We start from the raw sequence: 23,985 nt of genomic DNA, 5'->3' as shown, positions 1-23,985 counted from the left end.
TCTGCGAAGTCAAGGGGTTTCTTGCGACGCGCTCGGGTCGACCTAATGCTGGTGAAATCCTCGAATAGGCGCGTGATTGACGATCACCGAGGTGGCTTCCGGGAAGTCGGCGGCGATCTCCGAGCCCTCTTGCCCAGATCCCGGCGGGATCATCGCTGGCCGGCCTCGAGGCGCTTCACCCGCTCGGTTCCCCAGGCGCCCAGCGGGTGAAGCGTCTGAGGCCGGCCGCGCTGATCGACGCCGGGCACCCCACCACCGTCTGGAACCGCTCGCCCGCCAAGGCACGGCCGCTCGTCGCTCGCGGCGCTACCGCAGCGGGCTCCGCCGAGGCCGCCGTCTCCGCCAGCCCCCTCATCGTCGCCTGCCTGTTCGACCACGCCTCGGTCCTCAAGGTGCTCGGCCCGACCGCAGGGAGCCTGCGCGGGCGTACCCTCGTGAACCTCACAACCAGCACGCCGAACCAGGCTCGTGAGCTGGCGGCGTGGTCGGCGTCCCATGGCATCGACTACCTCGACGGCGGGATCATGGCCGTCCCCGAGATGATCGGCGGCCCGGGTTCGGCGATCCTCTACAGCGGCTCGCAGACCGCGTTCGACGCACACCGCTATCCGGCTCGATAGAACCGGGCGCGAAGGCCGAAGGTCCCGTCGGCGAGCTCGGCCCGCTCTGGACGGTTCGAGCCCGGTCCGCTGCGCTTCATGCTCTGCCAGATCGCTTGGGATGTCGGTGAGTGTCGAGGTTGAGAGCATCACCGGCTTACCATGCGTCTGAAAAAAGGCAATCGTATAGCCTGGCCTCTCCCAAACGTCGTAGATTGGTCGCCACGTCCGGCACGACCACGTTGCCGACCTCCGGCGGCATGCGCTCGTATCCCCATGTCGCTTCGATCTCTTGGGCGATCCCTGCAGCGTACGGCTGCTCATCGGGCGATAGCTCAAAGGAGATGACCTGCCTCGTGGGTTTATCTTCCATCGAAGGTGGCTCAGCAAGCTTGGGCTTGACCAGCTTGATCAGCTTGCCAACCCAGGCGGGCAGGATGTAGGCGGTATCATGGACGAAGATCGTGACGGCACGAGGTGGCGTCGCGCGGAGCGATTTTTTCCTCTCGATCCCCTCGAGATCATCAACGAGGCGCGAGCCGTAGACGATGTAATAAGGGGCCAGGAAGCTCACCCTCAATTCGATTGCATGTCGGTGTTCTTCGGTGGCCTTCGGAAGATAGAGAGAGCCGGAATAACAGCCGTCGTGACTTCCCATCGGGAGATGAGCTGAGAGATTGTCGACCTCGTTCTCGGGGAACTGCTCACGCAGGCGCCGCAACATGCCAAGCCACCGTTCGCAATCGGCGCCGGCTCGGCGACGGGCGTCCACCAGCCGTCGATCCTCTTCTGTTTGTACGCGACCAAGATCCTCGTACGGAACTCGCCGAGGGTAGTAGCGATATACGACGTCGAACAACTCCTCGACCCCGTGCGTCATGGCTGTGTGACTCTGGACCCAGCCACGCGCTTGCGGAGGCTGATGTCCATCTCGTCCTTTAACATGGTACAGTAGATTCCTCGCGGAATGGTGGGGTTTGCCCTCATTATCTTACGCGAAGCTCTGGTCGCCACGTCGGCACTGATGCGCGCAGCCTCGTCCGCTGGAATCTGCCCCTGAGCTCTGTTTCGCAGTGGCATCCCGAACGTCATCTGTGGACATTCCCAGAACTCCGGATAAATCTCAACCCACCGCTTGACCTTCAGACGAACGGTAGCTTTTTGCCAGCCTCCCGATTCGCCTGTTCCGTCGTCGGGGATCGTCGTAACGAAACGGAAGATGGTTGGCGAGAAGCCGTTCACTCCGGCCGGCGGACACTTCGAACTGCAGGTGTCGCTACAGAATACGTAAGTCTGGCCGTCTCCGGCGGTGTCACCGGGGCCTGAGCATGTGCCATTTGTCGGACTCTCCGAGCTGTCTTCCGAGCGCTCTTCTTCCTCTTCGTCTGGGCTATCCGCTTTGTTGCACTGGATCTTTTGCTCGCCGGCGCCTTGCCGTTCTCCCGATGGCGCATTTCCGAAGTCACCGGATGCGCTGGAGCTGAAGACCGGAACGGGCTCCGAACCTGGCCCCGCACCTGCGCCCGAGGTCCATTCCTCGCGAGGGTAGCAGTCTCCCACCGTCCAGTTACACGCCGCCAACACCCAGATCGCGATAGTTACGATGAAAAACAGGCTCGTCCTTGAGCTCATCTGGAACTCCATCGCATCACGGGGCCGGCAACGACAACGACGGATGCGTAGCCTGGTAGAACAAGACTTCTTCCGTCGATCCAATCCAGATTGGCGCTCGCCGATATGCCCAGCGGCCCCGCAATGTACGCGCTGGCTTGCGCATGTCCGCCTACCGCCATCCCGGCAACCCGCCCACACAAGGTGCTTCCGCACGCTGGCATGAAGTAGAGCGCAACCGATGGGCCCACGCCAATCTCGCCATCCCTCCAGCTATATCCAAGGACAACGGAGGTGTGATTGTAAACGCCGGGCCCGCCTATCTGGATTGGAGGCACAACGCTGCACAGATCATGAACCTTCAGCAGGAGGTTCTTTTTGAGGTGCCACGATATCCCAGCATGCGGGCCTACCGCGAAGCGCGGCGCAGTGCCAGCCTGGATCCAGCCGAGGCTTACACCGGCGCTCAGCTCCGATGCCTCTACCTGCGTCGAAGCAACACCGAGCACGAGAGCGAACATCGCCGCCGATGCGACCCGTCGGCATTCCGTTCTCATCGGTTACTTCCCCCTTTGGTACCGCCCGGAGAACCTGGCGATGCAACCAATTCTTCTGATGGCAGGATTGGGCGTCAAATGCAACCTGGAGGAGGGTATCCCAATGGACATGAGTCATACCGTCCACAGCGTGGGCCACTGCGCAGCTGCCTGCGGTGCCAGTGTTCGTCAGGCTGCTGTCACTGGCGGTCTGTCCAGGTGACCGTGAGAGCGCTCGGACGGCGGTGCGCCCTGGGCTGCACGACGTCGCCCGCGTGCCAGCGCCACGAGCGGGCGCGACCCGCCGCGACGCCCTGGGCGGGCCGCCGCCGCGGTTGACGGCGCGCCTGTCGGTGATCATCGCGTCGCGCGTCGGGTCGGTGAAGATCGCGGCCACGTCATCGCCGGCGTTCACCGTTCACTCCTGGCACCTAGGCCGATCTGGGCCGCGTTCGCCTCGGCGGCGTAGACGTTGCGCCCGCCGAAAAGTCGAAGGCCCGAGGGCGCCCAAGAACTTCCCTGGTTCCGCGCTCACAGCAGGCCCCCGGGCGGCTTGGCACCATCTCACACGCAGCCACACAAAAACCTGGGCGACGAGCCGCTACACATCCGGAGCTCCTCCTGGGGTAGGGTAGCGATCCCCGGACCGAGGCGACGCCCCGCGCACCCCGCCCAGCGCCGCGAAGGAGCCCCCGATGAGCCGTTACGCCGACCATGAACCCGCCTGCGTGGACTCGCCCGCGAACGCGATCGAGCTCGTCATCGACGCGCGCGCCCGCGATCTGGGCGGCTTCTCCGTGCGGCGCGTTCTGCCGTCGGTCCGCCGGCGGCTCGTCGGTCCGTTCGTCTTCTTCGACCACATGGGCCCTGCGCGCTTCGCCGTGGGACAGGGCATCTCGGTGCGCCCGCACCCGCACATCGGGCTCGCGACGCTGACGTACCTGTTCGAGGGGGAGATCCTCCACCGCGACAGCCTCGGCTCCACGCAGCCGATCCGGCCGGGCGACGTCAACTGGATGGTCGCCGGGCGCGGCATCGTCCACTCTGAGCGCGGCGACCTGGCGCACGAGACGCACCTCCACGGCGTCCAGTGCTGGCTCGCGCTGCCGCTGGAGCACGAGGAGGACGCGCCCCGCTTCGAGCACCACCCGGCGGCGACGATCCCCGTCGTCACCCGGGAAGGCGCCGTGCTGCGCGTGATCGCGGGGGAGGCCTACGGCGCGCGCTCGCCGGTCGGCGTCCTGTCGCCGACGCTCTACGTCCACGCGGAGCTCGACCCGGGCGCGACGCTCCCGCTGCCCGAGGAGCACGCGGCGCGCGCGGCCTACGTGATCGACGGGTCGGTCGGCTGCGAGGGCCAGCGCTTCGGCGAGGGGACGATGCTCGTGTTCCGCGCCGGAGCGCAGCCGGAGCTCCGCGCGCTGTCGCAGAGCCGCGTGATGCTCCTCGGCGGCGCCGCGCTCGAAGGCGACCGCCACATCCTGTGGAACTTCGTCTCGAGCTCGCCGGAGCGCATCGAGCGCGCGAAGCAGGACTGGAAGGCAGGGCTCTTTCCCAAGGTGCCGGGCGACGACATCGAGTTCATCCCGTTCCCCGATGGGTGAGGGGGCGCGAGGGCCGGAGCGGCGCTCCCAGGCGCCGCGTTCGAGGGAGCCGGAGCGGCGCTCTCAGGCGCCGCGTTCAAGGGAGATAGACGGGCCATGTTGAACGGAGCTTGTTACTGCGGTGCCGTGCGCTTCGAGGTCGACGACGCGTTCGGCTACGCCTTCTACTGCCATTGCTCGAGGTGCCGGAGGCGCACCGGCGCCGCCTGCGCCGCCATCGGCGGGATCGAGATCGACAGGCTCCGCGTCACCGCGGGGCGGGAGCACCTGCTCCGGGTCGGCGAGTCCGAGGACGGGTACCGCTGCGTCTGCCAGCAATGCTTCTCGCCCGTGTACGACGTCATCCGCGAGCAGCGGTTCGCGCACGTGCAGCTCGGCACGCTCGACGGCGCGCCGGCGAAGGGGCCCGATCACCACATCTACGTCGGCTCGAAGGCGCCCTGGCATCAGATCACCGACGCCTTCCCCCAGTTCGAGGAGCTGCCGGCGTAGCACGCGGCCCGACCCGGGCCCGGGATCCCGCCGGCCGCCGCCCCGGAACCCACGCGACTACATTTGTAGTTGACGGACGGCCGCCCATGAACGACACTTGTCGTCGTGGGAACCGAAGCGCTGACCGATCTGCAGCTCGCGGTGATGAAGGCCCTCTGGACCGTCGGGGAAGGCTCCGTCGGGGACGTCGTCTCGGCGATGGCGGAGGACGGGCGGGAGCTCGCTCCGACGACGGTGGCGACCTTGCTGCAGCGGCTCAGCCAGCAGGGGTGGGTGGAGCGCAAGCGGTCTGGCAGGCAGTTCGTGTACCGCGCGTCGGTCGATCAGAAGGAGGCGGCCAGGGGCGTGCTCCACCGCGTGCTGCGCTCGTTCTTCGGCGGCAGGGCCTCGGCCCTCACCGCGCAGCTCCTGGAGTCGGAGCAGCTCAGCCCTGAAGAGCTCGAGGAGATGCAGCGGCTGATCAAGGAGAAAGGAGCGTGATCCTGGCGCTCCACCTGCTCGCGGGGCCGGGCGCCTGGCCCGCCATGGCGGCCCTCTGGCTGGCGCTGCTGCTCACCTGTTCGGTCCACGCCGCGGTGTGGACCGGGGCGGCGGCGCTCCTGGCTCGACGGAGATCCCTCTCGTCCTCCACGCGGCACCTGCTCTGGAAGATGGCGCTCTTCGGTCCGCTCGCGACACTGCTGCTCGCGGCGGTGATGTCATGGGGCTTCGAGCGCGCGCCCGGGGACACGGCATCTCCTGGAGAGATCGCCGTCCTGTCGCTCGAGGGCGCCCCCGCGCCGGCGGTCCTCGATGCCGAGCCGGCGGCCGGCGGCTCGACCAGGGAGAGCGCCGGCGCCGGATCACCGGCGCGGCGCGCGGGGGGAAGCCCGGGGTGGAACCTGCTCGCCGCGTGCACGGCCGGAGCGGCCGCGCTGGGGCTGCTGCGGTTCGCCTCGTCGGCGCTGCTGCTGTGGTGTGGCCTCCGCGGGCGCACGGCGGTGCAGGACGCGCGGTTGCTCCAGCGGCTGGAGCGGCTGCGCGCCCGGATCGGGCTGCGCCGGGTCGCGCTGACGGAGAGCGCCGGCATCGGCAGTCCGCTCGTCATCGGAGCCTCCGAGATCTGCGTTCCGCTGGCGAGGCTCGCCGCCCTCACCGACGCAGAGGTCGACGCCGTGTTCGCGCACGAGCTGGCGCACATCGAGCGCCGCGACGGGCTGTGGTTTCCGGCCGCAGGCCTCGTGCAGTCGGTCCTGTGGGTGCATCCTCTCATCCACTGGGCGTCGTCCCGCTTTCGCCAGACAGCGGAGCTCGCCTGCGACGATCGCGCTGTCGAGCTCACGGGGGATCCCCTCGGTCTGGCGCGCGCGCTGGTCCAGGTCGCGTCGGGCGCGTCGCTCGCCCCGCGGCGCGCGCTGGTCCCGGCCATGGCGCGCTCGGCGGGCGCGCTCCTTCCGCGCGTCAGGCGCCTCCTCGATGCGAGGAGCCGGGCGCGAGCCACGTCGAGCCCTCTGGGCCGGCGGCGGGCCATCGCCAGCCTCGCCGCGGCCGGCATCGCGGCTGCTGGCCTGAGCGTCCAGGTGGCGCGCGCGCGGCCGCCGCTGCTCGTGGCAGGCGCGGGCAGCGCGCTCCCGCGGGATCGCGGCGCTGCCCTCGATGTGACGGCATCGCCGCCCGACGCAGCCGCCGGGAGCGAGCAGATGGCCGAGCTCGCGCGCCGCGAGCAGGAGATCGAGGCGCGGCTCGAGGAAGCGCTGCTCCTCCCCGACGCGCAGCGCGAGGACACCCAGGCTGCCGTGCGGGTGCTCGAGCTGCGCCAGGAGCTGAGGCACGCGCGCGCCGCGAAGGCCTGGATCGAAGAGCGATTCATCGACGAATCGACGACGTGGGAGAGGCGCCCGCGGGCGTCCGGCAGCGCGCCTCGATAGCGCGCTCTGCACATCGCACGGACCTGTCCAGAACAGGCCGAGCTATCCCCCTCATTTTGCCGCCGCTTTCAGCGGGGAAATTGAACAGGGAGGCGGGGAGACAGGGAGTATTTGACTATTTCCCTCTCGTCTCCCCGTCTCCCCGTCTCCCTGTGAATTTTCCGAAGAAACTGAGGCGATGCCTCAGCAGAACAGGAGCTGACATGTCGATCATGAACAGGACGCCGAGCGCGCGGCGTACGGCTGCGCGCGCGGCGCGTGCGGGCTTGACCGCCCGGGCTCTGTGCGCGGTTGCGGCGATCGGGCTGACATCCGCCGGCTGCGCGCGCGCGGAGGTCGTCACCCTGGAGCGAACGGGACAGCCCATCACCGTCCACAGGCCAGCGCTGTATCCGGAGACGATCGAATACGACGGCAGCCGAGGCAAATTCCTTGTGAGCTCGTTCAGGGAGGGCGCGATCTACGCGGTGGACGGCGATGGCGGCGTCTCCCGTGTCGTCGACGACCCACGCCTCTGCTCGGTGCTCGGCATCGCCGTGGACGCCGAGCGGGGGAGGCTCTGGGCGGTGAGCTCCGATCTCGGCGCGAGCGTCAAGCCATCTGCCGCGGGGCCGAAGAACCTGGCCGCCGTGGGCGTCTACGATCTCGCCACGGGCAAGGCCATCCACTACGTGGATCTCGCGCCGCTGTCCCCAGGCGCTCACCTCGTGAACGGCATCGCGCTGGACTCGGCAGGCAACGCCTACGTGACCGACAGCTTCGCGCCGACCATCTACAAGGTCGATCCGCAGGGGAACGCGGCCGTCTTCCTGCGGGACGAGCAATTCACCGGCGAGGGGATCAACCTCAACGGGGTGGTCGTCCATCCCGATGGCTATTTGCTGGTCGTCAAGAAGAGCGATGGCACCTTGTTCAAGGTGCCCCTCGCGAACCCCTCGCGGTTCTCCAGGGTCGACGTCGCCGAGCGGTTCGTGGGCGGAGACGGGTTGACCCTGGTGGGGAGAAAAGATCTCGTGGTCGTCGCGAACCAGGCCGCCGGCGTCGCGTCGAACGCCGCGTTCTCGCTGTCGAGCGAGGACGGCTGGAGCACCGCGAGGTTGCGCGCGGTAGAGCGGCTCGGCGACGTCTATCCGACGACCGGCGTGCTCCGGGACGGAAAGCTCTATGTCATCCACAGCAAGCTGAACGAGCTCATCCAGTCGTCACCGGAGCAGCGAGAGCGGCTGCGGGTGGAGGCGACGATCCAGCAGATCGGGAGCGCAGCGCTGTAGCCGCGGCGCGCCTCGCGGCCGGCCCGAGGCAGACGGGGGCCTGCGGGGCGCGCCTTGCGGTGGCGTCAGGGCTGGTCTTCGCCCTGGCCCTGGCCGTCGTCGGTGTTGCCGAGATCGGGGCATTTCTGCGCGATGAGGTCACACGCCGCGACGGGGGCCTCGAGCGCGCTCGCCGCGGAATCGCAGCTGAGCGCCCGGACCTTCTCGGCGTTCGCCAGCATGCACGCCTCGTACTCGGCCACCGTCGCGGTGCAGCCGACGCGCGTATCGGCCGGCGGCAGACAGCTCGGCGTGGCCGTCTCGTCCGCTCGCGCCGGCGGCTGCTGGCCCTCGGCCAGGCACTTGTCCCTCACGGCGGTGCACACCTGCCCGACCGTGGACCACAGGAGCCCGACGAACTCGCAGCTATCCTGCCTGGTGAGCACGAGGTTCGGCATGAGCGATTGACACGTCGTGTCTTCGTCCGCGGTCGTCAGGTCCTTGAGCTGCTTGCTGCTCAGCGCGGCGGGGATCGGAGCGGCCGCCACATCCTTGCCGCCCCAGAGGACGAGCGACAGGAAGGCCGAGAGTGCTCCGAGTCGAATCAGTCGATTCATTCGTTCTCTCCCTTGTACGAGCGGCCGGCTCCGGCCGCGGACGGGCTCGGAGCAACCGACGTACCCGGGGCCGCGTTGTGCACGACGGGGCCGCGCGGGGCTCCGTCGCCGCCCGCGGCGCGACGATTGAAAACCAAGCGCTCATGGGTCTTCCAGGCTTCCCTCCTTCACGACCGCGCGCTCTGGCGAGATCCCATCCAATCCACCCTGACCGCCTGTCCTTCTGTGTGTGTGCGCGCGCGCTCGCCGGCGCGGGCAGGATGGGTACAGGGCCGCTCGCCCTGCCATGGCGGCGGCGCGCTCACAGGGGACGGCGCTCTGGCGCTCGGACGAAGCGGATCGGACGACGTGAATAGGAGCCATCCGGCGCAAGGACGAAAGGGAGAGAAAATCCTGGCTCTCCTGGCGGCCTTGGCGTCCCGGTGAACCCCCGGCACGCCGCTGCCGCGCCGGCCGCGGCGAGCGCCGCGCCGGAGCGAAGGGCGGCCGGGGGCGGCGCCGTCAGAAGAGGTCCCGCTCTCCGCCCGGATACACGAAGGAGCTGCGGGGCGAGTACCACGAGGCGCTCGTCACCACCTGGACCGGGCTCCCGGGCCGCAGCGCGTACACCGGGTGATCCTTCGCGAGGAACTCGACGGCGAGGAGCTCGTACGGGTCGGCCATGTCCGCGATATAGGGGTAGTTGCCGGCGACGAGCCGCCCGTCGACCTTCGTCACGTAGGCGAGGTGGCCGCGCGCGACCACGCCGATCTTGTTGCCGACGAGCGCCCTGGTCCGGATGATGGGCACGCCGTCGACCGAGGTGGTCGCCACGAGTTCTCTGCCGTGCAGCTCGAGCGTCGTCGCCCCGGGCGACGCGGGCACGCCGCGCTCGCGCACGTACCGGCGCACCGTCTCGGAGGAGTTGACGTAGTGCGTGAAGAACCGGGCCGGGCTCGCGCCGTCGGGCGTCGTGTGATCCGCGAGATCCAGCCCCAGGTAGGTGAGCGAATAGGCGCCGAAGCCGGAGGTCTGCTCCGGTTTGTCGACCACGTACTGGTTCATGTAAATGGCCTTGTTCTCCGCCGGCCTGATCCCGTCCGGCAAGAGCGCCGCGGCGGCGGCCGGATCCGCTGGGACCCAGCTCGAATAGAGCATACGGCTGTCGATGACCATCTGCGGCGCGGCGAGCTTCGACTCCGACATGGTGCTTTCCTTCTCCCCCCGGGGAGACGAGCAGTATCACAACTCGACGCCCGGCGACGCACGAGCCGCCGGGCCGACCCCGCGGCGAGCGCCGCGGCGCCCGGGCCGCTACTGGACGAGCGAGCAGACGTAGAACCGCTTGCTGTCGCAGTAGTCGCCGCTGCACTCCACCGCCGTGATGAACCGGTTCGTGCCGAAGTGTACGTACCACTCCTCCTCCGACAGCCAGCCCGACCAGGAGCAGCTCGTGAGGCGCCCAACCGCAGGTTTGGTGCACTCGAGCGAGATCTCGTCGCAGTAGCTGTCCGCGCAATCGATGCCCGTCACGATGCCCTTGTTCCCGCGGCCGCCGAAGCAGTAGCGCACGTTGTCGCCGAGCTCGAACGCCTCGCAGCTGCCGCCGCTCGGGCCGTCCGAGCACACGATCTCGCCGAGATCGCTGTCCCCCTCCTCGGAGAAGTAGCTCGTCCAGTACCTGGTGGAGATGTCCAGAGAGCTCCAGGAGGGCAATCCATTGCAGTGCAGCGCGACCTCGTCGCAGTAATCCCCCCAGCACGCGAAGCCGGTGGCGGCCTCGGGGCCGGGACAGTAGACGGGGGCGTCTTCTTCCGAGACGTAGCCGGTCCAGCCAGCCTGGGCGGGAGAGGCCGCCGCGATCGACGCGAGCGCAACACAGCCTCCGAACAGCAGGGCGATCTTGTTCATGACAGCAAGGCTCCTTTGTCTGTGGTGTCGGCAGGGCGCCGTCGGGCGGGCATCGGCCGGAGCATTCCGGCCAGGCGTGCGTGGGTCGGGGACCTCCACGCCGCCTCGCCATCTGCGTTCGTGCGCCTGCTGGCGACGTGGAATAGCAACCGATGCGCCAAGCGCCGCGAGCGCGCCGGCGCCGGCGTTCACGGGGTGCAGGAGGAGATGCGTGCGGCGCGCGGCGAGCGGCTTGAGCCAGCTTCGCGCAACTCGAGCGGCGTCGGCCCGAGCTGGCTCGGTCCGATGGTGGGGAGGCAGTTTTACATCGGAGCTGTAAAATGAGCAATCGACATCGACCCGTGCCCAAACCGGGACCCCTGCGGTCTCTCCAGGTCGAAGGGGCCAGCGAAGGCGGGTCCCCCCTGGGGCGCCGCGCTGCACCGAACGGCAGGCGCCTCGCCGTGCATCCAGGAGAGCTCCGTCGGCGGCGCGACCGCACCACGGCGGTGACGGCGCGCGCTGCGCGCGGGGTCCTCTCGCGGATGGCTGGTTTGCTCGTTCACCGTTGCTTGTTGTTCTTTTTTCAAGGAGAAGTGTCATGAAGCATCGTTCGATCGTCTCTTTTGCGCTCCCGCTCCTGCTCGCCGCGTGCGGCGACCCCCAGGTGGGCTCCGACTACCCCGGCGAGGCTCTGCTGACGGTGCGAGGCACGATCGCCAATGAGCTCGACGAGGCGCCGGCGGGGCCGGTCGACGCCGTGCTGGTCTGGAACATCGAGCAGGTCGGCAGCGGCAACGAGAACTTTCCCGTCCGGGCGACGGCGGTCGGGAGCTTCCCCGCGAGCTTCACGCTGTCGATCCATGAGCCCCCTCCGGAGAGCGGGCTCAACGATCTCAGCGAGGTCGGCCTCGAGGACACCAGGGTCGGCATCGGCATCATCGTGGCGGCGCCGAGCGGGGTTTATGCCGACTCGGAGAGCAGCTGGCTCGGCGTCGATGAGCACCACGTGATCGTGTACGTCGAGAGCGAGATGGACGAAGACGGCGGCTGGTCGAATCTCTTCGGCGGGCCGCTCGCCCCCGGGTACCACGTCATGGATGCGGTCCCGCGCACGCCCGGGAGCGACGTGGACGCAGAGATGCAAGCGGCCTTCGACGCCTGCGACGCCGCGGCGACGACGGAAGCGGAGCATCTGGCCTGCGTGGGGTATGACGTGAAGCTCAAGATCCGCCCCGCTGCGGGCGGCGCGAGCTCGGCGCTCACGGTCCGCATGGCGCCGCAGGAAGATTTGGAGTTCCCGGACTGGCACTGATCGTGGTACACGCTCGGACGTGGAGGATCGCGAGGCGCTGGTGTCGCTGATCGAGGCGGCCTACCGGCAGCATGGGCACCTCGTGCTGCGCCGGGCGCGGCGGCTCCTCGGGAACGAGCAGGAGGCGCGGGAGATCCTCCAGGATGTCTTCGCGTCCCTGCTCGGCGAGCCCGGGCAGCTCGAGGGCAAGGGCCCGATGGTGGGCTGGCTCTACGGCGCCACCACGCACGCGTGCCTGAACCGCATCCGCGATCACAAGAACCGGCTACGGCTCCTCGACACCCACGTCGCACCCCTGCAGCAAGAGAGCGCGGCGGCGTCCGCCGAGAACGCCCTCCTCACGCGGGAGCTCCTCGCGCAGCTCCCGGGCGACCTCGCGCAGGTCGCCGTCCACTATTACTCCGATGAGATGACCCACGAGGAGATCGCGCGCGTGATGGGCTGCTCCCGCCGGCACGTCGGCAACCTGCTGGAGCGGCTGAAGGCCACGCTCTCCGACCGGATGAGAGAAGGGAGTTCGAGTCCATGACGCCAGCGCGACCCGAAGGGTGCCTCTCGGAGCTGAAGCTCGACGAGCTCATGGCGGGCCAGCTCGACGCGGCCGCTGCGCAGGAGGCGAGCGCGCACGTCGCTGGCTGTTCGCGGTGCTCGGCGCGGCGCTCCGAGATGGAGGCGGCGCGCGCCTCGTTCGCGGCGTCGGCGCCGCCCCTGCGGCTCGGCCGCGGCGCCTCCATCTCGGAGCGCCGCGCCGCGGAGAAGGTCCGCCCGCCGCGCCGATGGCTGGCGCCCGCGGCGGCGAGCGCGCTCGCGGCGGCGGCGGCGGCGCTCTTCTTCTTCCGCTTCCAGGCCGGGCCAGAGGGACGAGACGCGGAGCTCCCCGGAGAGCGCATCAAGGGCGCGGAGCACATCGGCTTCTACGTCAAGCGCGGCGGGAGCGTCCTGCCCGGCGGGGCAGGCGAGAGGCTCCATCCAGGCGACGCGATCCAGTTCACGTACTCCAGCGCGGAGGCGCGATATCTCGTGATCCTGAGCGTCGACGGGGCCTCCCAGGCGAGCGTCTATTACCCGAGCGGTCCTGTCGCGGCGCGGATCGAGCCGGGCCGGGAGGTCCTCCTCCCCCAGAGCACGGTGCTCGACGACACGCTCGGCACCGAGCGGATCTTCGGGCTGTTCTGCTCGGAGGCGATCGCGGTCGAGCCGCTCCGGGCCGCGCTCGCGGCGCACCCCGGCGCGCCGCCCGCCCCGCCGGGCTGCGATGTCGACGCGCTCACGGCGGAGAAGGTGGCGGCGTCGCCGTGATCCGCCGTCGCAGAGCGGCGCTCGCCGCCGCGGCGTGCGGCCTGGCCGCAGCCGCCTCGGCGGCCCCGGCCGAGGCGCGTATCGAGCGCTTCGCGGTGCTCATCGGCAACAACGCCGGAGAGAAGGGCGAGGTAGAGCTCCGGTACGCGGAGGACGACGCGTCGAAGATGTACGACGTGCTCAAGGACCTCGGCGGCTTTCCCCCGGCGAACCTGGTGCTCCTGCGGAGCGAGGGCGCGGACACGGTCCGGCGCACGCTCATCACGATGAACGACCGTGTCCGCGCGGCCATCTCGAGCCCGGACACCGATGTCCTCTACCTCGTCTATTACTCCGGCCACGCCGACGCGAACGCGCTTCACCTCGGGCCGACGCCGCTCTCGCTGACGGAGTTCGAGCAGCTCGTCCGCGGCTCGGCGGCGTCGGCGCGGCTCTTGATCGTCGACTCGTGCCGCTCCGGGGCGCTGACGCGCGTCAAGGGCGGCACGAGCGCGCCTCCCTTCGTCATCAAGCTCGATCAGCGGCTCGCCGGGCAAGGGATGGTGACGCTCACGTCGAGCTCCGGAAACGAGGACGCTCAGGAGTCCGATGAGCTCAAAGGGTCGTTCTTCACCCACGCGCTCGTCTCGGGGCTGCTCGGGACGGCCGACGCGGATCGAGACGGCGCCGTCTCCCTCGAGGAGGCGTACCGCCATGCCTACGAGAGCACCCTGCGCGCGACGAGCCGCACGTGGGCCGGGGCGCAACACCCCACCTTCCGTTACGACCTCCGCGGCCAGGGCAAGCTCGTCCTGACCGAGCTGCCGGTCCATGCGTCGCTCCGGGGCGTGCTCCGGTTTCCGGCCGGCAGGGCCTACCTCGTGATGCGAGACTCCAGCGAGGGCGCGGTGGTGGCCGAGGTGGGGGCGAGCGACGCGACGCGGACCGTCAGCCTGCGCCCTGGCCGTTACTTCGTGCGGGGGCGAGGCCCCGACTTTCTCCTGGAGGGGAGCGTCGACGCCGGGGCCGGGCAGACGATGGATGTCGGCGACGAGCGATTGAGCCGCGTCATGTTCGCCCGGCTCGTGCGCAAGGGCGGCGGCGTCCGCGAGGTCGCGCAGGGGCCGGTGGCGGGTTATCAGCTCAGGACGCCCCTTGTCCCCGGGGATTCGCTCTGTCACGGCGGCTTTGTCGGGTACGGGATCGAGCTCCAGCACCTCGGCGTCGCGTCCCGGCTCAGCGCGTGTCGCAGCGCGTTCCAGAACGAGCACGTCACGGCGAGCGACGATGAGCTCGGCCTGGACGTGCGCCTGTCCCGCTCCTGGGATCTGCCCGTGATCAGCCTCGGCGTCGGGCTGGACGTCGGCCTCGCCGTCCTGAGGCAGCGGTTCGAGACCGCCGGGCGCGCGCCCGACCGCCATGGCCTGGCAGGGGCGTTCGGCGTCGATGCAGGGGTGAACATCGATCTGCCGGAGGGCTTCTACCTCGGCGTCGAGGCGGCGGCGCAGACGTACGTCTTCAAGCAGCAACGCGCCGGCAGCGACGAGGGAGAGGTCGGCCCCGCGGTGGCCATGCGGCTCCGCGTGGGCGTGGGCATGAGCCTTTGACGCGGGCCGCGCTCCTGCAAAATTGCCGCGTCGCGATTGCGCACTTTCAGCGTCGCCCCGGGGTCTTGACGCAGGATCGGAGTGAGCTCAACGTCGTGGCATGGGGAAGTCGTGGCGGATGGGCGTGCTTGCGCTGATTGCGCTCGCGCCGGCTTGTGATGGCCGGATTGTGCGTGACGTCGAAGAACCGCCGGCGGGCGGAGGCGAGGTCGGTTCGACGGCAGGGGCTGGCGGTGCCGGCGCCGCGTCATCCGGCTCGGGCGACCCGGCGGTCGTCGCGAGCGCCAGTTCAGGCGGTCAATCCTCCGGAGGTGGGCCAAGCGAGCCGGACGCAGGCGCAGGCGGGGACGGGGGCGCAGGCGGGGACGGGGGCGCAGGCGCGGGTGGGGACGGGGGAGCGGGGGGCGCTGCGCAGGGGTGCGAGCCGGGCCGTTCACTCGGCGGCGTCGTGAATGCCAATCGCCAGGAGGATCTCGAGAAGCTGCGCGGTGTTTCCGTGCTCGATGGCAGGCTCACCATCGGCGGGGAAGTCTCCGATCTGTCCCCGCTCGCGTGCCTGACGACCATCACGGGCCGCCTCGATATCAACGACACATTTCAGCTGTCTACCCTGGACGGTCTCGACGCCCTTTCCTCCATCGGGATGCGGCTGGAGGTGATGCGGAACCTATCGCTGCTCAGCCTCAGCGGACTTTCGAGCCTGCGACAGGTCACGGGAACCATCGACATCCGTGAAAACCCGCTCCTCGAGAGCCTCACCGGCGTCGGGGTGAACGTAGGGGAGCTGCGCGTGATCGACAACGATTCGCTCGAGTCCTTGGCAGGCCTCGAAACCATGGAGGAGGGGGAGCTCTGGATCGAGGGCAATGACCGGCTCGCGACGCTGGACGGGCTGGGGAACCTCCGCCGAGGGAGCCTCACCGTCTTCGACAGCGACGCGCTGACCAGCCTCGAGGGCCTCGGAGCCGTCGAGGAGCTCGATGAGCTCGCCATCTCCGAGAGCGACGGGCTCGCCAGCCTGGAAGGTATCGAGCGGCTCACGAGCGTCGAGCACCTCTTTTTGTGGAAGAATCGGCAGCTGAGCTCGCTGCGCGGCCTCGACGGCCTCGTCCAAGCGGGGTTCATCGAGATCGGGTTGAACGAGCGTCTCGTGGACCTGACCGGGCTCGCGGCGCTCGAGACCGTCAACTCTCTCGAGGTCAGCGGCAATCCCTCGATGGTCAGCCTCGACGGCATGCTATCGCTCCGCGGTATCCAGTATCTCGCTGTCAGTTGGAATCCCGAGCTCGTGAGCGCCGGCGCGCTCGCGCATGTTCCCTCGGGCGAGGACCTCATGCCGGGGCTTTACTTCTCGGGCAACCCCAAGCTCACGCGCATCGATCTCGGCGGTGTAACGCACCTGCAAATGTTCTCCGTCTCCGGCTGTGACTCCCTGTCGGATCTGTCCGATCTCGCCGGCGTCACCCAGCTGGCGGCTCTCGGCGTAAGCGATAACGCCGGACTCATGAGCCTCACGGGAGTCGAGCAGCTCTCGGAGCTCGATCAGCTGTCGATCAGCCACAATCCTCGGCTCACGGATCTCCGACCCCTGAGCGGCCTCCGCAACATATACGGGATCGGAATCACCGGTAATCCTGCGCTCACCACGCTCGACGGGCTCGGTTCGCTCAGCGAGGGCAACGGCGTGACCGACAGCGTGACGCTCGAGGACAACGATGCGCTCGTGGACATCGACGCTCTGCGTGGCCTGGTCCACGTGCGCCAGCTCACCATCCAGGGCAATGACGCATTGCCTGCGCTGACCGGGCTCGAAGACCTGGCCGAGCTCTCCTGGCTCTTCGTCGAGGGGAACCGGTCGCTCGCGACGCTTCGCGGCCTGGGAGCTCGAACGATCGCTGCTTGGATGCGGATCGCGCACAACGACAGCTTGCCGAGCTGCGAAGTCGAGGCATTCATGGATGGCCTCTACTGGCTGCCCGAGAGCACGATCGAGGAGAACAACGGTACCGGGACCTGCTCGCCCTGAGCCGCGGGGAGGTCAACGCCGTTGTTGACGCTCGACACCGACGCGCACCCATCTCTGTGTCAGGATGTGCCGGCTGCTCTGGCACAGAAGCGCTGAATTCCCCAAGATCTCGTGTCTGGCATGCTTGCTGCTGACAGGCAGCCCCATGACGACGACATCCTTTTCTTCGGCTCAATTTCAAATCGCGCTCGCTCAACGGCTGACCCGCGCGATACTCACCTCGGCGACGCTCGGCATGGTGGCTGGAGGCGCCGCGTGCAGCGGCGATGTCGTCCGGGATCGCACGTCGGGCGAAGGTGGCGGAGGCCTCACCGCGGGAGGCGGCGGCCGCACCTCGGGCGACGCGAGCTCGGGATCGCGTGGAGAGGACGACGAGAGCTCGGGATCGCATGGTGAGATGGCCGGGCAAGGCGGCGGCATCGACGGTGGCCCCGTGTCGGCGAGCTCGGGTGGTGTCTACTACGACACCGTCGAAGGCACCCACTGCATCCCGCGGGAGGAGGTCAGCGGGCAGGGCGGTGCAGGGGGAGCTGGCGGCGTGGGGGGCCAGGGCGGCGCGCCCGCGAGCCCGTGCCCTCCTGTCAACCCTTACGATAGTAAACACCGTTTCCCAGGCAGCGGCTGCGGAGTCTACGAGATCGGCGAGGGCGTCCTTCGAGATGGCCAGTGCTGCTACGACTACACCGCGGAATGCGCCTCCGTGGGCCGCCCGTTCGTCGTGGGCGAGCGCGCCCGCACCGCGCGGGCAGCGCGGCGCGAGGCGGGCGCGTGGGGCGCAGCGGCGCGCCCGGACGTCGCGCAGCTGACGCCGGCAGACCGCGCCGCGCTGGCCGATGCGTGGCTCCGCGACGCCTTGCTCGAGCACGCATCCGTCGCCTCGTTCTCGCGCTTCGCCCTGGAGATGATGGCCGTCGGCGCCCCCGCCGCGATGCTCGCCGCCGCGCACGAGGCCGCCGGCGACGAGGTGCGCCATGCGGCGCTCTGCTTCGGGCTGGCGAGCGCGTACGCGGGCGCGGCGCTCGAGCCCGCGCCGTTCGAGTTCGGCGGCCTCGTCGAGGTCAGCTCGGATCTCCCCGAGATGGCGGCGCGCGCCGTCCGTGAAGGCTGCGTCGGCGAGACCCTCGCCGCCGTGCTGGCGAGCGAGCAGCTCGCGCATGCGAGCGACGCCGCGGTCCGGGGCGTCCTTGCCACGATCGCCGAGGACGAGGCCAGGCACGCCGAGCTCGCGTGGCGCTTCGTGGCCTGGGCGCTCCAGGCGGGCGGCGATGCGGCGCGCCGGGCGGTCGCGGCGGCGTTCGATGCCGCCCTCGCCGCGCCCCCGCCGGCCGCTCCGGCACAGGCCGCCCCAGCCGGCGCCCTGGCCGCGCACGGGCGGCTCGAAGGCGCCGCCCTGGCCTCCACGTGGCGCCGCGCGATCGCGGACGTCATCACGCCGGCCATGCGCACGCTGCTGTCGGCCCAGCACCGCGGGTGAGAAATCCTGCGAGAAAAGCCGATTGAGAATGAGCCGTCGCCGGAAATTCAGGCGCCACGGGCCGGGAGAGTCGCGCCGCTGGAGACGCTCAGCGTATTCCCGGCGGTCTGTTGAGCGGACGGCCCTGGGTCATTGGGCGGGCACGTGCAGGACGAATGGGTACGACGTGGTAAAGAACGCGCCGGTGTACCCGGCGACGTACAGATCGCCGTCGGCGTCCGCGGCCGCAGCGAGCGCCGTTTCGCTGCGCGCCGTCCCGATCTCCTTGGTCCATTGCGCTGCGCCGCTCGCGTCGAGCTTGCGAACGTAGACGTCCTCTTCGCCGCTGCTCGTGGATCCCACGAGGTAGACGTCGTTCTTGCCGTCGATGGCCAGGGCAAAGCCGTAGTCGTAGGACGCATTGCCGGCGTGGTGAGTCCATGACGTCGCGCCGTCTGCGTCGAACTTGCGCACGAAGGCTTCCGGGGATCCCTCGCTCGGGCCGCCGACCTCGCCGGCGGTGCTCCCCGCAACATAAAGGTTCCCGCTGCCGTCCACGCGCGCTGCGAAGACGAAGTCGTTCTCCGTGGAGCCGAACTGCCGAGTCCATGACGTCGCGCCGCTCGAGTCGAGCTTGCGGACGAAGGCGTCCCGCTGTCCTCGGTCCGCGTCTGCGACGACGCCACCGGAGGTGTATCCGCCGACGTAGGCGTTGCCGCTGCCGTCGACCGCCACGGCCATGGCTTCGTCCTCGTCTGGCCCACCAAACAGCTGAGTCCACGCTGGCGCGCCGTTCGCGTCGATCTTGGTCACGAACGCCTCACCCGTGCTCTGGTCGCCGCCGTAGCTGGTTCCGGCAACATAAGCATTTCCTTGGCCATCGACAGCCAGCGCGTTCGCCGACTCCGAACGCCACGTGGCAAGCTGCCGTGTCCACAGCGTCGCGCCGCTCGAGTCGAGCTTCCGCACGAACGCGTCGCCAAATCCTCCGTTGGCACCCTCGAGCACGCCCCCCGTGGTTCCAGCCACGTAGACGTTGCCGCTGCCGTCGACCGCCACGCCTTTGACATGCTCGTCGCTCGATGTCCCAAACTTCTGAGTCCACACGACGGATCCATGCGCATCGAGCTTGCGGACGAAGACGTCCGATTCACCGCCGTCCGCGAGCGCGCCGTAGGCGTTTCCCGCGACGTAAACGTTGCCGCCGCCGTCGACCGCCACGGCAAAGGCCACGTACAGGCCATCCGAACCGAATTTGTAATAAGGGTCGGCGCATACGGCATCGGCGGTTGCTGTTCCGGGGGTCGCCACACCGCCCTGTGGCCATGAGCTCGAAGCCGGCGCGCAATCCGTGAGGGGCGTGCACGCGCGCGCGTCTTGCATCGTCGAAAAGGTACCATCGCCGCAGATCACGCACTGGCGGTCGCTGGTGCCGGTGCCTTCCTTCGCGATGTACTGACCCGGGGGGCATCGCGACCACGCTTTGCAGGTGTTGCTGGGGTCGCCGTCATGATCGAACGAACCATCAGGACAGATCTTGGGTCTGTCGTCCGGCGCGCCACCTGCTCCTCCGTCGCCGGGCGTTCCGCCTTCGCCCGCTGCTCCGCCCGACCCCACTCCGCCTTCGCCGGTTGCTCCGCCTGAGGTCCCTCCGCCTTCGCCGGTTGCTCCGCCCGACGCCCCTCCGCTGCCGCTCGAGTTGCCCGCGGCGGCGGTCGTGTTCCCAGCGTCGCTCCCGAGGCCGCCGCTCGCGCCCGTTCCTCCGCTCGATGGTCCGCCGCCTGTCGCTCCGGTGCCTTCCGCGTGACCCGTGCCCCCGGAAGAAGGCCGGGTGTCCTCTTCGTGGACCGTGCTTCCGCAGCCGAGAAGGACGATTCCGCCGATGAGGAAGCCGCTGACCTGGCGGTGCGCTGGCCGCTGGCGATCGTGGTTTGAATGCATGCTGACCCCACTGCCCCCGCGCAGCGCGAGTGCTGGAGTAGCGTACGCCACTCTGCTGAGGAAGTCGGTTGGTTCCTCGGGCTGGCCCGCGCTTTCAGTGGGAATGATAGGTTGTGGTATCGCTGCTCGCGGCGATGTGCCGGCGCCGCGATGCGAGCGCCCCTGCCGCGTCCGTCTCGCCAAGCTCATCGACGAGCACCTGGAGGCGGCAGGCCCGCCGTCGTCCTGAGCCCGCACCTGCCGATCGTGGCCGCGCAACCGGACACGTCGGAGAAGCTCCGCCGTCGCCGGAGAGCGTGGGCACCGTGCTCGCGCGTAGCAACTCGGCACGCCGATCTCCGGAACCGACGAGGCGACTCCCGCCGCCAGTGCAGTGTTGACGCAGCTGCCGCTCACCCGGAGTGGTGCAGCCCTCCTGGAACGTCCGAAAATCAGCCGGTCCGCCTGCGGGCTGATAGTAGACTTGGTCGCGATGCGCGGACAGCTAGGGACCATCGTGGAGTTCAACGTCACCGACGCCCTCGGATGGATCGAGCTCGACGAGGGCGGGCGGGTGCGGTTCGGAGGCACGTCTCTCCCCCGTGAGTGGGGCTTCGCCTGGGTCTCGGTCGGGACGCGCGTCGAGGTTCGCGGGACGAAGCCGGGTTATAAGGGCGTGCCGAAGGCGGTGGCGGTTGTACCATTGGTCACACCTGAGGACTCGGACGGCCTCGTCGACGCAGCGCTGGCGGCGTCACCCCCCATCCAGCTCTTCGTGGCCTTTGCCCCGGCAGACGACGCCTTCGCGCGCTGCCTCGAGAACCACCTCGCCGCCCTGGAATCGAGAGGTGTCGTCCGTACATGGAGTGAACGCCGGCTCGATCCCGGCGCCGAACGAGACGTCGAGATCGGTGCGAGGCTCGATGAAGCCCACATCGTCCTCCTGCTGATCAGCGCGGATTTCCTCGCTTCACCTGCCTGCATGCGGCTCGCCGAGCGCGCGCTGGAGCTGGCGCATTCCGAGCAAAGGCCGGCGGAGATCATCCCCATCCTCGTTCGCGCTGCCGACTGGGAAATTACTTCGTTCGCGTGTTTTCAGGGGCTTCCGTCCAACCGAGCGCCAGTCGCCAGCTGGCCCAACCACGACGACGCATGGGTCGATGTCGTCAAGGGGATACGAGGGGTGGTCAAGAGGCTGGCGCGCTCTCGCCAGCGAGCGAGCGAACCCCCGGGCACGGCTGCCGATCCAGCGCCGCAGGAGGGGAGGGCCGAGCCCGTGCAAGTGCTGCCGAGGCGCGAGCTGGTTTACACGCAGGACTCCCCCGGCAGGCTCACGCCCATGGAGGTCGATCTTCTCGTTGACTATCTGAAGGACGCTTGGCCAGAGGCCTTGAGCCTGGCCGTTCATGTGAACGAGGGGTATGGGATCAGCGGTTTGGGTGACCGCCTGCTCGTGGGTCGAGCGCGCATCTACGAAGAGCTCGCTCGTCGCAAGCTGATCGAGGAAGCGACCGAGCGCAGAGCGAAGCGGTGGTGCGCGCTCTACTACCCCGGCGCCACTCCGTCCCACTCGTTCCTGTTTCAGGCCGCGCTTTACTTTGACGAGCTATTCGTCATCCACCCGGGTAGTACCCTGTCCAGACAACAGCACGTGTTCCGATGTTTTGGCGAGCCCGGTTGCAGCCAGGACGACCGGAAATTTCTGGATCGTCTGTCCGTGTTCGATCAGGCTGTGTTGCCGCTCAAGGAGGCGCTCGTCCTTCAGTGCGTGCCCCCACAGATGCACCGGCATCCAGATTTCGTACGACTCCTCACGTCCGACCTCGACGACCCCCAGTTTGTGGCGCTCGCGAGTGAGACCACCCACGAGCCCGTGTTCATAGCGGGCGAGAAGATGGAGCCCTTGCTCCCGCTGATCGGCGAGGGGGGAGACGTGGATTCCATCCGTCGTGACCTTCACCGGCGAGCACGGTACGGTCGGTCCGGCGATCGGAGGGGAGAGCTGTTCAGCGGGGACAGCTTCTACGGCGTCAAGAGGGTGACGCCCGTCCTCGCATCCTCCATCCTGCTGAATCATGCTTTCTTGACGGCGGAGCGATACGGGCTCATCCCGGTCACCGACGATCCAGGCATGGCGCGGCTGCTCCAGCGGAAGCTCGCTCGCATCGGCGCTCGAAAGGAGTTCGTCGACTTCCGCAAGGAGCTGCAGATCAAGGCCAGCGCGCTCGCGATACGCGCCGTCGAGGAGTACCTGCCCAGCTTTCGGTTCGAGAGCTTCGAGCATGTCCTCGAGGCCCGCGAGAGGCTATCCGAACACCTCCTTTTGTTTCGGAGTGCCATGTTGTCGCTGGCGGCAGAGATCGATGAATCGCCGTATGACCAGCTCTTCCCCAAGAGGGTCGAGCACGTGCTGAGCATGAAGATCAGGCCGGCAGTCGAGGCCCTGCGGGGAGAAATCCAGAGATCGCAGGACGCGTTCGTCGTGAAGTTCCTGAGGAACGTTCAAGCGGGATCCATCCCGATCGTCGGTCTCGTCCTGGCTGGGCTGCCGCCCTCCGCGGTGATCGCGATGGGGGCAGGCGTTCTGACGGCGGAGGCGGCGATCGAGACGTACCGTGACGTGAAGGCTCTCAAGCGCAATGGCTTCTCGTTGCTGCTGGGGGACGCTTGCAACCCGTGATGGCCTTGGCGGCGATGCTGTTCGGTGTCACAGCCCGAGATCGGTCGCGGGTTCTCGCGCGCCGTGCACGACCGTGCATCGAAGGGGCCGCCTTCACTCCAGAGCCGTCACGGCTCCGAAGAGTTTGGCTATCCCGCGTCGCCACCCGCGGCGGTGCCGCGCCGCTGGACGGCGCCCGCGGATACGGCTAGCTCGAGACCATGAACCTCACCGACGTCCTGCGGGAGCTCGCCGCGCTGAGCAACGAGAAGATGCGCGAGGTCAACGCCCGCGCCGGAGACGCCCACGGCGTGAACCTCACCCAGCTCCGCGCGCTCGCGAAGCAGCTGAAGACGGACCATGCCCTGGCAGGCGAGCTGTGGCGCACCGGGAACCCGGATGCCCGCCTCCTGGCGACGCTGGTGTTCAAGCCAAAGACCTTCTCGGCGGACGAGCTGGACGCGATGGTCCGGGAGATCGGCTATCCCAAGCTCCTCGACTGGTTCATCGTCAACGTGGTCAAGGCGTCGCGGCACGTCGAGGAGCTGCGTGTCCGCTGGAAGGACTCCGCGAGCGAGCTGGTCGGGCGCGCCGGCTGGAGCCTGACGACGGACCGCGTCGTGAAGAGCCCAGCCGGCCTCGATCTCTCCGCGCTGCTCGACCAGATCGAGGCGGAGATGAAGGCGGCGCCGGGCCCGAAGCAGTGGTCGATGAACCACTGCCTCGCCGAGATCGGCATTCACAACCCCGGGTTGCGCGCCCGCGCGGTGGCCATCGGCGAGCGGCTCGAGGTGCTCAAGGACTACCCGGCGTCGCCGGGCTGCACGCCGCCGTTCGCGCCGGTCTGGATTGCGGAGATGGTGCGGCGGCAGAAGGCGGCGAAGACGCGGGGCAAGTGAGGGGGCGGCGCGCCCCGCTACCGATGGCGTGAAATCGGCATGCTCGCGCGCCTGCGCTCGGCCCGCCGCGAGGCGAGGCGCGACGGGGGACAGCAGAACAATCCAATTGCAACAGGAGCAGACTGCGCCGGGGGTAAGGTCAAGCGCGCACTCCCGTGCTGGATGATTCCATGATGGTCTGTCAGACCATCGCGCGCCGGCATCGGGTGCACCGAATTGGCGCGGACAGATCTTGCGCCTTGCGATGCAGCACACTAGACTCCGATCAACGAGATGCAGTCACGGGATAGGTGACTTGAAGCGCCGTCTGTGACGAGCTGATCGCGTGCTCATCGTGACTGGT

General features: G+C 68.8%; 20 protein-coding genes. 14 read left to right on the top strand and 6 right to left on the bottom strand.

Features of this window, described 5'->3' with window-relative positions:
* Positions 1–206: 206 nt before the first annotated feature.
* Positions 207–620, top strand: coding sequence for an NAD(P)-binding domain-containing protein (locus WME97_RS35100; RefSeq protein ID WP_437544130.1), 414 nt, complete (start codon positions 207–209; stop codon positions 618–620).
* A gap of 136 nt (positions 621–756) precedes the next feature.
* Here WME97_RS35100 and WME97_RS35095 read toward each other — a convergent pair whose 3' ends face one another.
* Both WME97_RS35095 and WME97_RS35090 read right to left on the bottom strand, forming a co-directional pair.
* Positions 757–1,479: a hypothetical protein gene (locus WME97_RS35095; protein ID WP_437544128.1), complete on the bottom strand. Its 723-nt coding sequence runs from the start codon at positions 1,477–1,479 to the stop codon at positions 757–759.
* Positions 1,476–2,231 (bottom strand): hypothetical protein, encoded by a 756-nt coding sequence (locus WME97_RS35090; protein ID WP_437544126.1) that lies wholly within the window; start codon positions 2,229–2,231, stop codon positions 1,476–1,478. Before WME97_RS35090 ends, WME97_RS35095 begins: the two co-directional genes overlap by 4 nt.
* Positions 2,232–3,441: 1,210 nt before the next feature.
* Between WME97_RS35090 and WME97_RS35085 the strand changes: the two genes are divergently transcribed.
* The 5 genes from WME97_RS35085 to WME97_RS35065 all read left to right on the top strand — a co-directional run bounded on the left by WME97_RS35085 (position 3,442) and on the right by WME97_RS35065 (position 8,020).
* Positions 3,442–4,350 carry a pirin family protein gene (locus WME97_RS35085; protein ID WP_437544124.1) on the top strand — a complete coding sequence of 303 codons (909 nt, stop codon included), beginning with the start codon at positions 3,442–3,444 and terminating at the stop codon, positions 4,348–4,350.
* Positions 4,351–4,446: 96 nt separating this feature from the next.
* Positions 4,447–4,842, top strand: a complete 396-nt coding sequence (locus WME97_RS35080; protein WP_437544122.1) for a GFA family protein — start codon at positions 4,447–4,449, stop codon at positions 4,840–4,842.
* Positions 4,843–4,947: 105 nt separating this feature from the next.
* Positions 4,948–5,322 carry a BlaI/MecI/CopY family transcriptional regulator gene (locus WME97_RS35075; protein WP_437544121.1) on the top strand — a complete coding sequence of 125 codons (375 nt, stop codon included), beginning with the start codon at positions 4,948–4,950 and terminating at the stop codon, positions 5,320–5,322.
* Positions 5,319–6,749: a M56 family metallopeptidase gene (locus WME97_RS35070; protein ID WP_437544119.1), complete on the top strand. Its 1,431-nt coding sequence runs from the start codon at positions 5,319–5,321 to the stop codon at positions 6,747–6,749. The genes WME97_RS35075 and WME97_RS35070 overlap by 4 nt, the downstream gene beginning before the upstream one ends.
* Positions 6,750–6,952: 203 nt before the next feature.
* Entirely contained in the window at positions 6,953–8,020 is a 1,068-nt protein-coding gene (locus WME97_RS35065) for a hypothetical protein (protein WP_437544117.1), read from the top strand.
* Between the two features lie 65 nt (positions 8,021–8,085).
* On the opposite strand, the gene WME97_RS35060 is transcribed toward WME97_RS35065, so the two are convergent.
* The 3 genes from WME97_RS35060 to WME97_RS35050 form a co-directional block, all read right to left on the bottom strand.
* A complete protein-coding gene (locus WME97_RS35060) occupies positions 8,086–8,616 on the bottom strand; it encodes a hypothetical protein (RefSeq protein WP_437544115.1) in 531 nt (176 codons plus the stop codon).
* Between the two features lie 501 nt (positions 8,617–9,117).
* Positions 9,118–9,801 carry a hypothetical protein gene (locus WME97_RS35055; RefSeq protein WP_437544113.1) on the bottom strand — a complete coding sequence of 228 codons (684 nt, stop codon included), beginning with the start codon at positions 9,799–9,801 and terminating at the stop codon, positions 9,118–9,120.
* Positions 9,802–9,909: 108 nt separating this feature from the next.
* Entirely contained in the window at positions 9,910–10,506 is a 597-nt protein-coding gene (locus WME97_RS35050) for a hypothetical protein (RefSeq protein ID WP_437544111.1), read from the bottom strand.
* Between the two features lie 580 nt (positions 10,507–11,086).
* On the opposite strand from WME97_RS35050, the gene WME97_RS35045 reads away from it, so the two are divergent.
* From WME97_RS35045 to WME97_RS35020, 6 genes are all read left to right on the top strand, one after another.
* On the top strand, positions 11,087–11,800 hold the full coding sequence (locus WME97_RS35045) for a hypothetical protein (protein WP_437544109.1): 714 nt from the start codon (positions 11,087–11,089) through the stop codon (positions 11,798–11,800).
* A 19-nt stretch (positions 11,801–11,819) separates the two neighbouring features.
* Positions 11,820–12,329, top strand: coding sequence for an RNA polymerase sigma factor (locus WME97_RS35040; protein WP_437544108.1), 510 nt, complete (start codon positions 11,820–11,822; stop codon positions 12,327–12,329).
* Positions 12,326–13,099 carry a DUF4384 domain-containing protein gene (locus tag WME97_RS35035; protein ID WP_437544106.1) on the top strand — a complete coding sequence of 258 codons (774 nt, stop codon included), beginning with the start codon at positions 12,326–12,328 and terminating at the stop codon, positions 13,097–13,099. The genes WME97_RS35040 and WME97_RS35035 overlap by 4 nt, the downstream gene beginning before the upstream one ends.
* Complete coding sequence (locus WME97_RS35030) at positions 13,096–14,685, top strand: caspase family protein (RefSeq protein WP_437544104.1); 1,590 nt, start codon at positions 13,096–13,098, stop codon at positions 14,683–14,685. The genes WME97_RS35035 and WME97_RS35030 overlap by 4 nt, the downstream gene beginning before the upstream one ends.
* A gap of 448 nt (positions 14,686–15,133) precedes the next feature.
* Positions 15,134–16,711 carry a leucine-rich repeat domain-containing protein gene (locus WME97_RS35025; protein ID WP_437544102.1) on the top strand — a complete coding sequence of 526 codons (1,578 nt, stop codon included), beginning with the start codon at positions 15,134–15,136 and terminating at the stop codon, positions 16,709–16,711.
* Positions 16,712–16,856: 145 nt separating this feature from the next.
* Positions 16,857–18,185 (top strand): ferritin-like domain-containing protein, encoded by a 1,329-nt coding sequence (locus WME97_RS35020; RefSeq protein ID WP_437544100.1) that lies wholly within the window; start codon positions 16,857–16,859, stop codon positions 18,183–18,185.
* 129 nt (positions 18,186–18,314) lie between these two features.
* Here the strand turns inward: WME97_RS35020 and WME97_RS35015 are convergent, their stop codons facing one another.
* The gene (locus WME97_RS35015; protein WP_437544098.1) at positions 18,315–19,397 is read right to left on the bottom strand and encodes an SBBP repeat-containing protein; all 1,083 of its coding nucleotides are present in this window, start codon (positions 19,395–19,397) and stop codon (positions 18,315–18,317) included.
* Between the two features lie 1,204 nt (positions 19,398–20,601).
* On the opposite strand from WME97_RS35015, the gene WME97_RS35010 reads away from it, so the two are divergent.
* Together WME97_RS35010 and WME97_RS35005 are read left to right on the top strand one after the other, a co-directional pair.
* Positions 20,602–22,764 (top strand): toll/interleukin-1 receptor domain-containing protein, encoded by a 2,163-nt coding sequence (locus tag WME97_RS35010; RefSeq protein ID WP_437544097.1) that lies wholly within the window; start codon positions 20,602–20,604, stop codon positions 22,762–22,764.
* Between the two features lie 200 nt (positions 22,765–22,964).
* Positions 22,965–23,642: a DNA alkylation repair protein gene (locus WME97_RS35005; protein ID WP_437544095.1), complete on the top strand. Its 678-nt coding sequence runs from the start codon at positions 22,965–22,967 to the stop codon at positions 23,640–23,642.
* Positions 23,643–23,985: the final 343 nt, after the last annotated feature.

The sequence above is a fragment of the Sorangium sp. So ce367 genome, from assembly GCF_051520455.1.
Taxonomy (GTDB): Bacteria; Myxococcota_A; Polyangia; order Polyangiales; family Polyangiaceae; genus Sorangium; species Sorangium cellulosum_B.
This window is presented reverse-complemented; position numbering and strand designations above follow the sequence as displayed.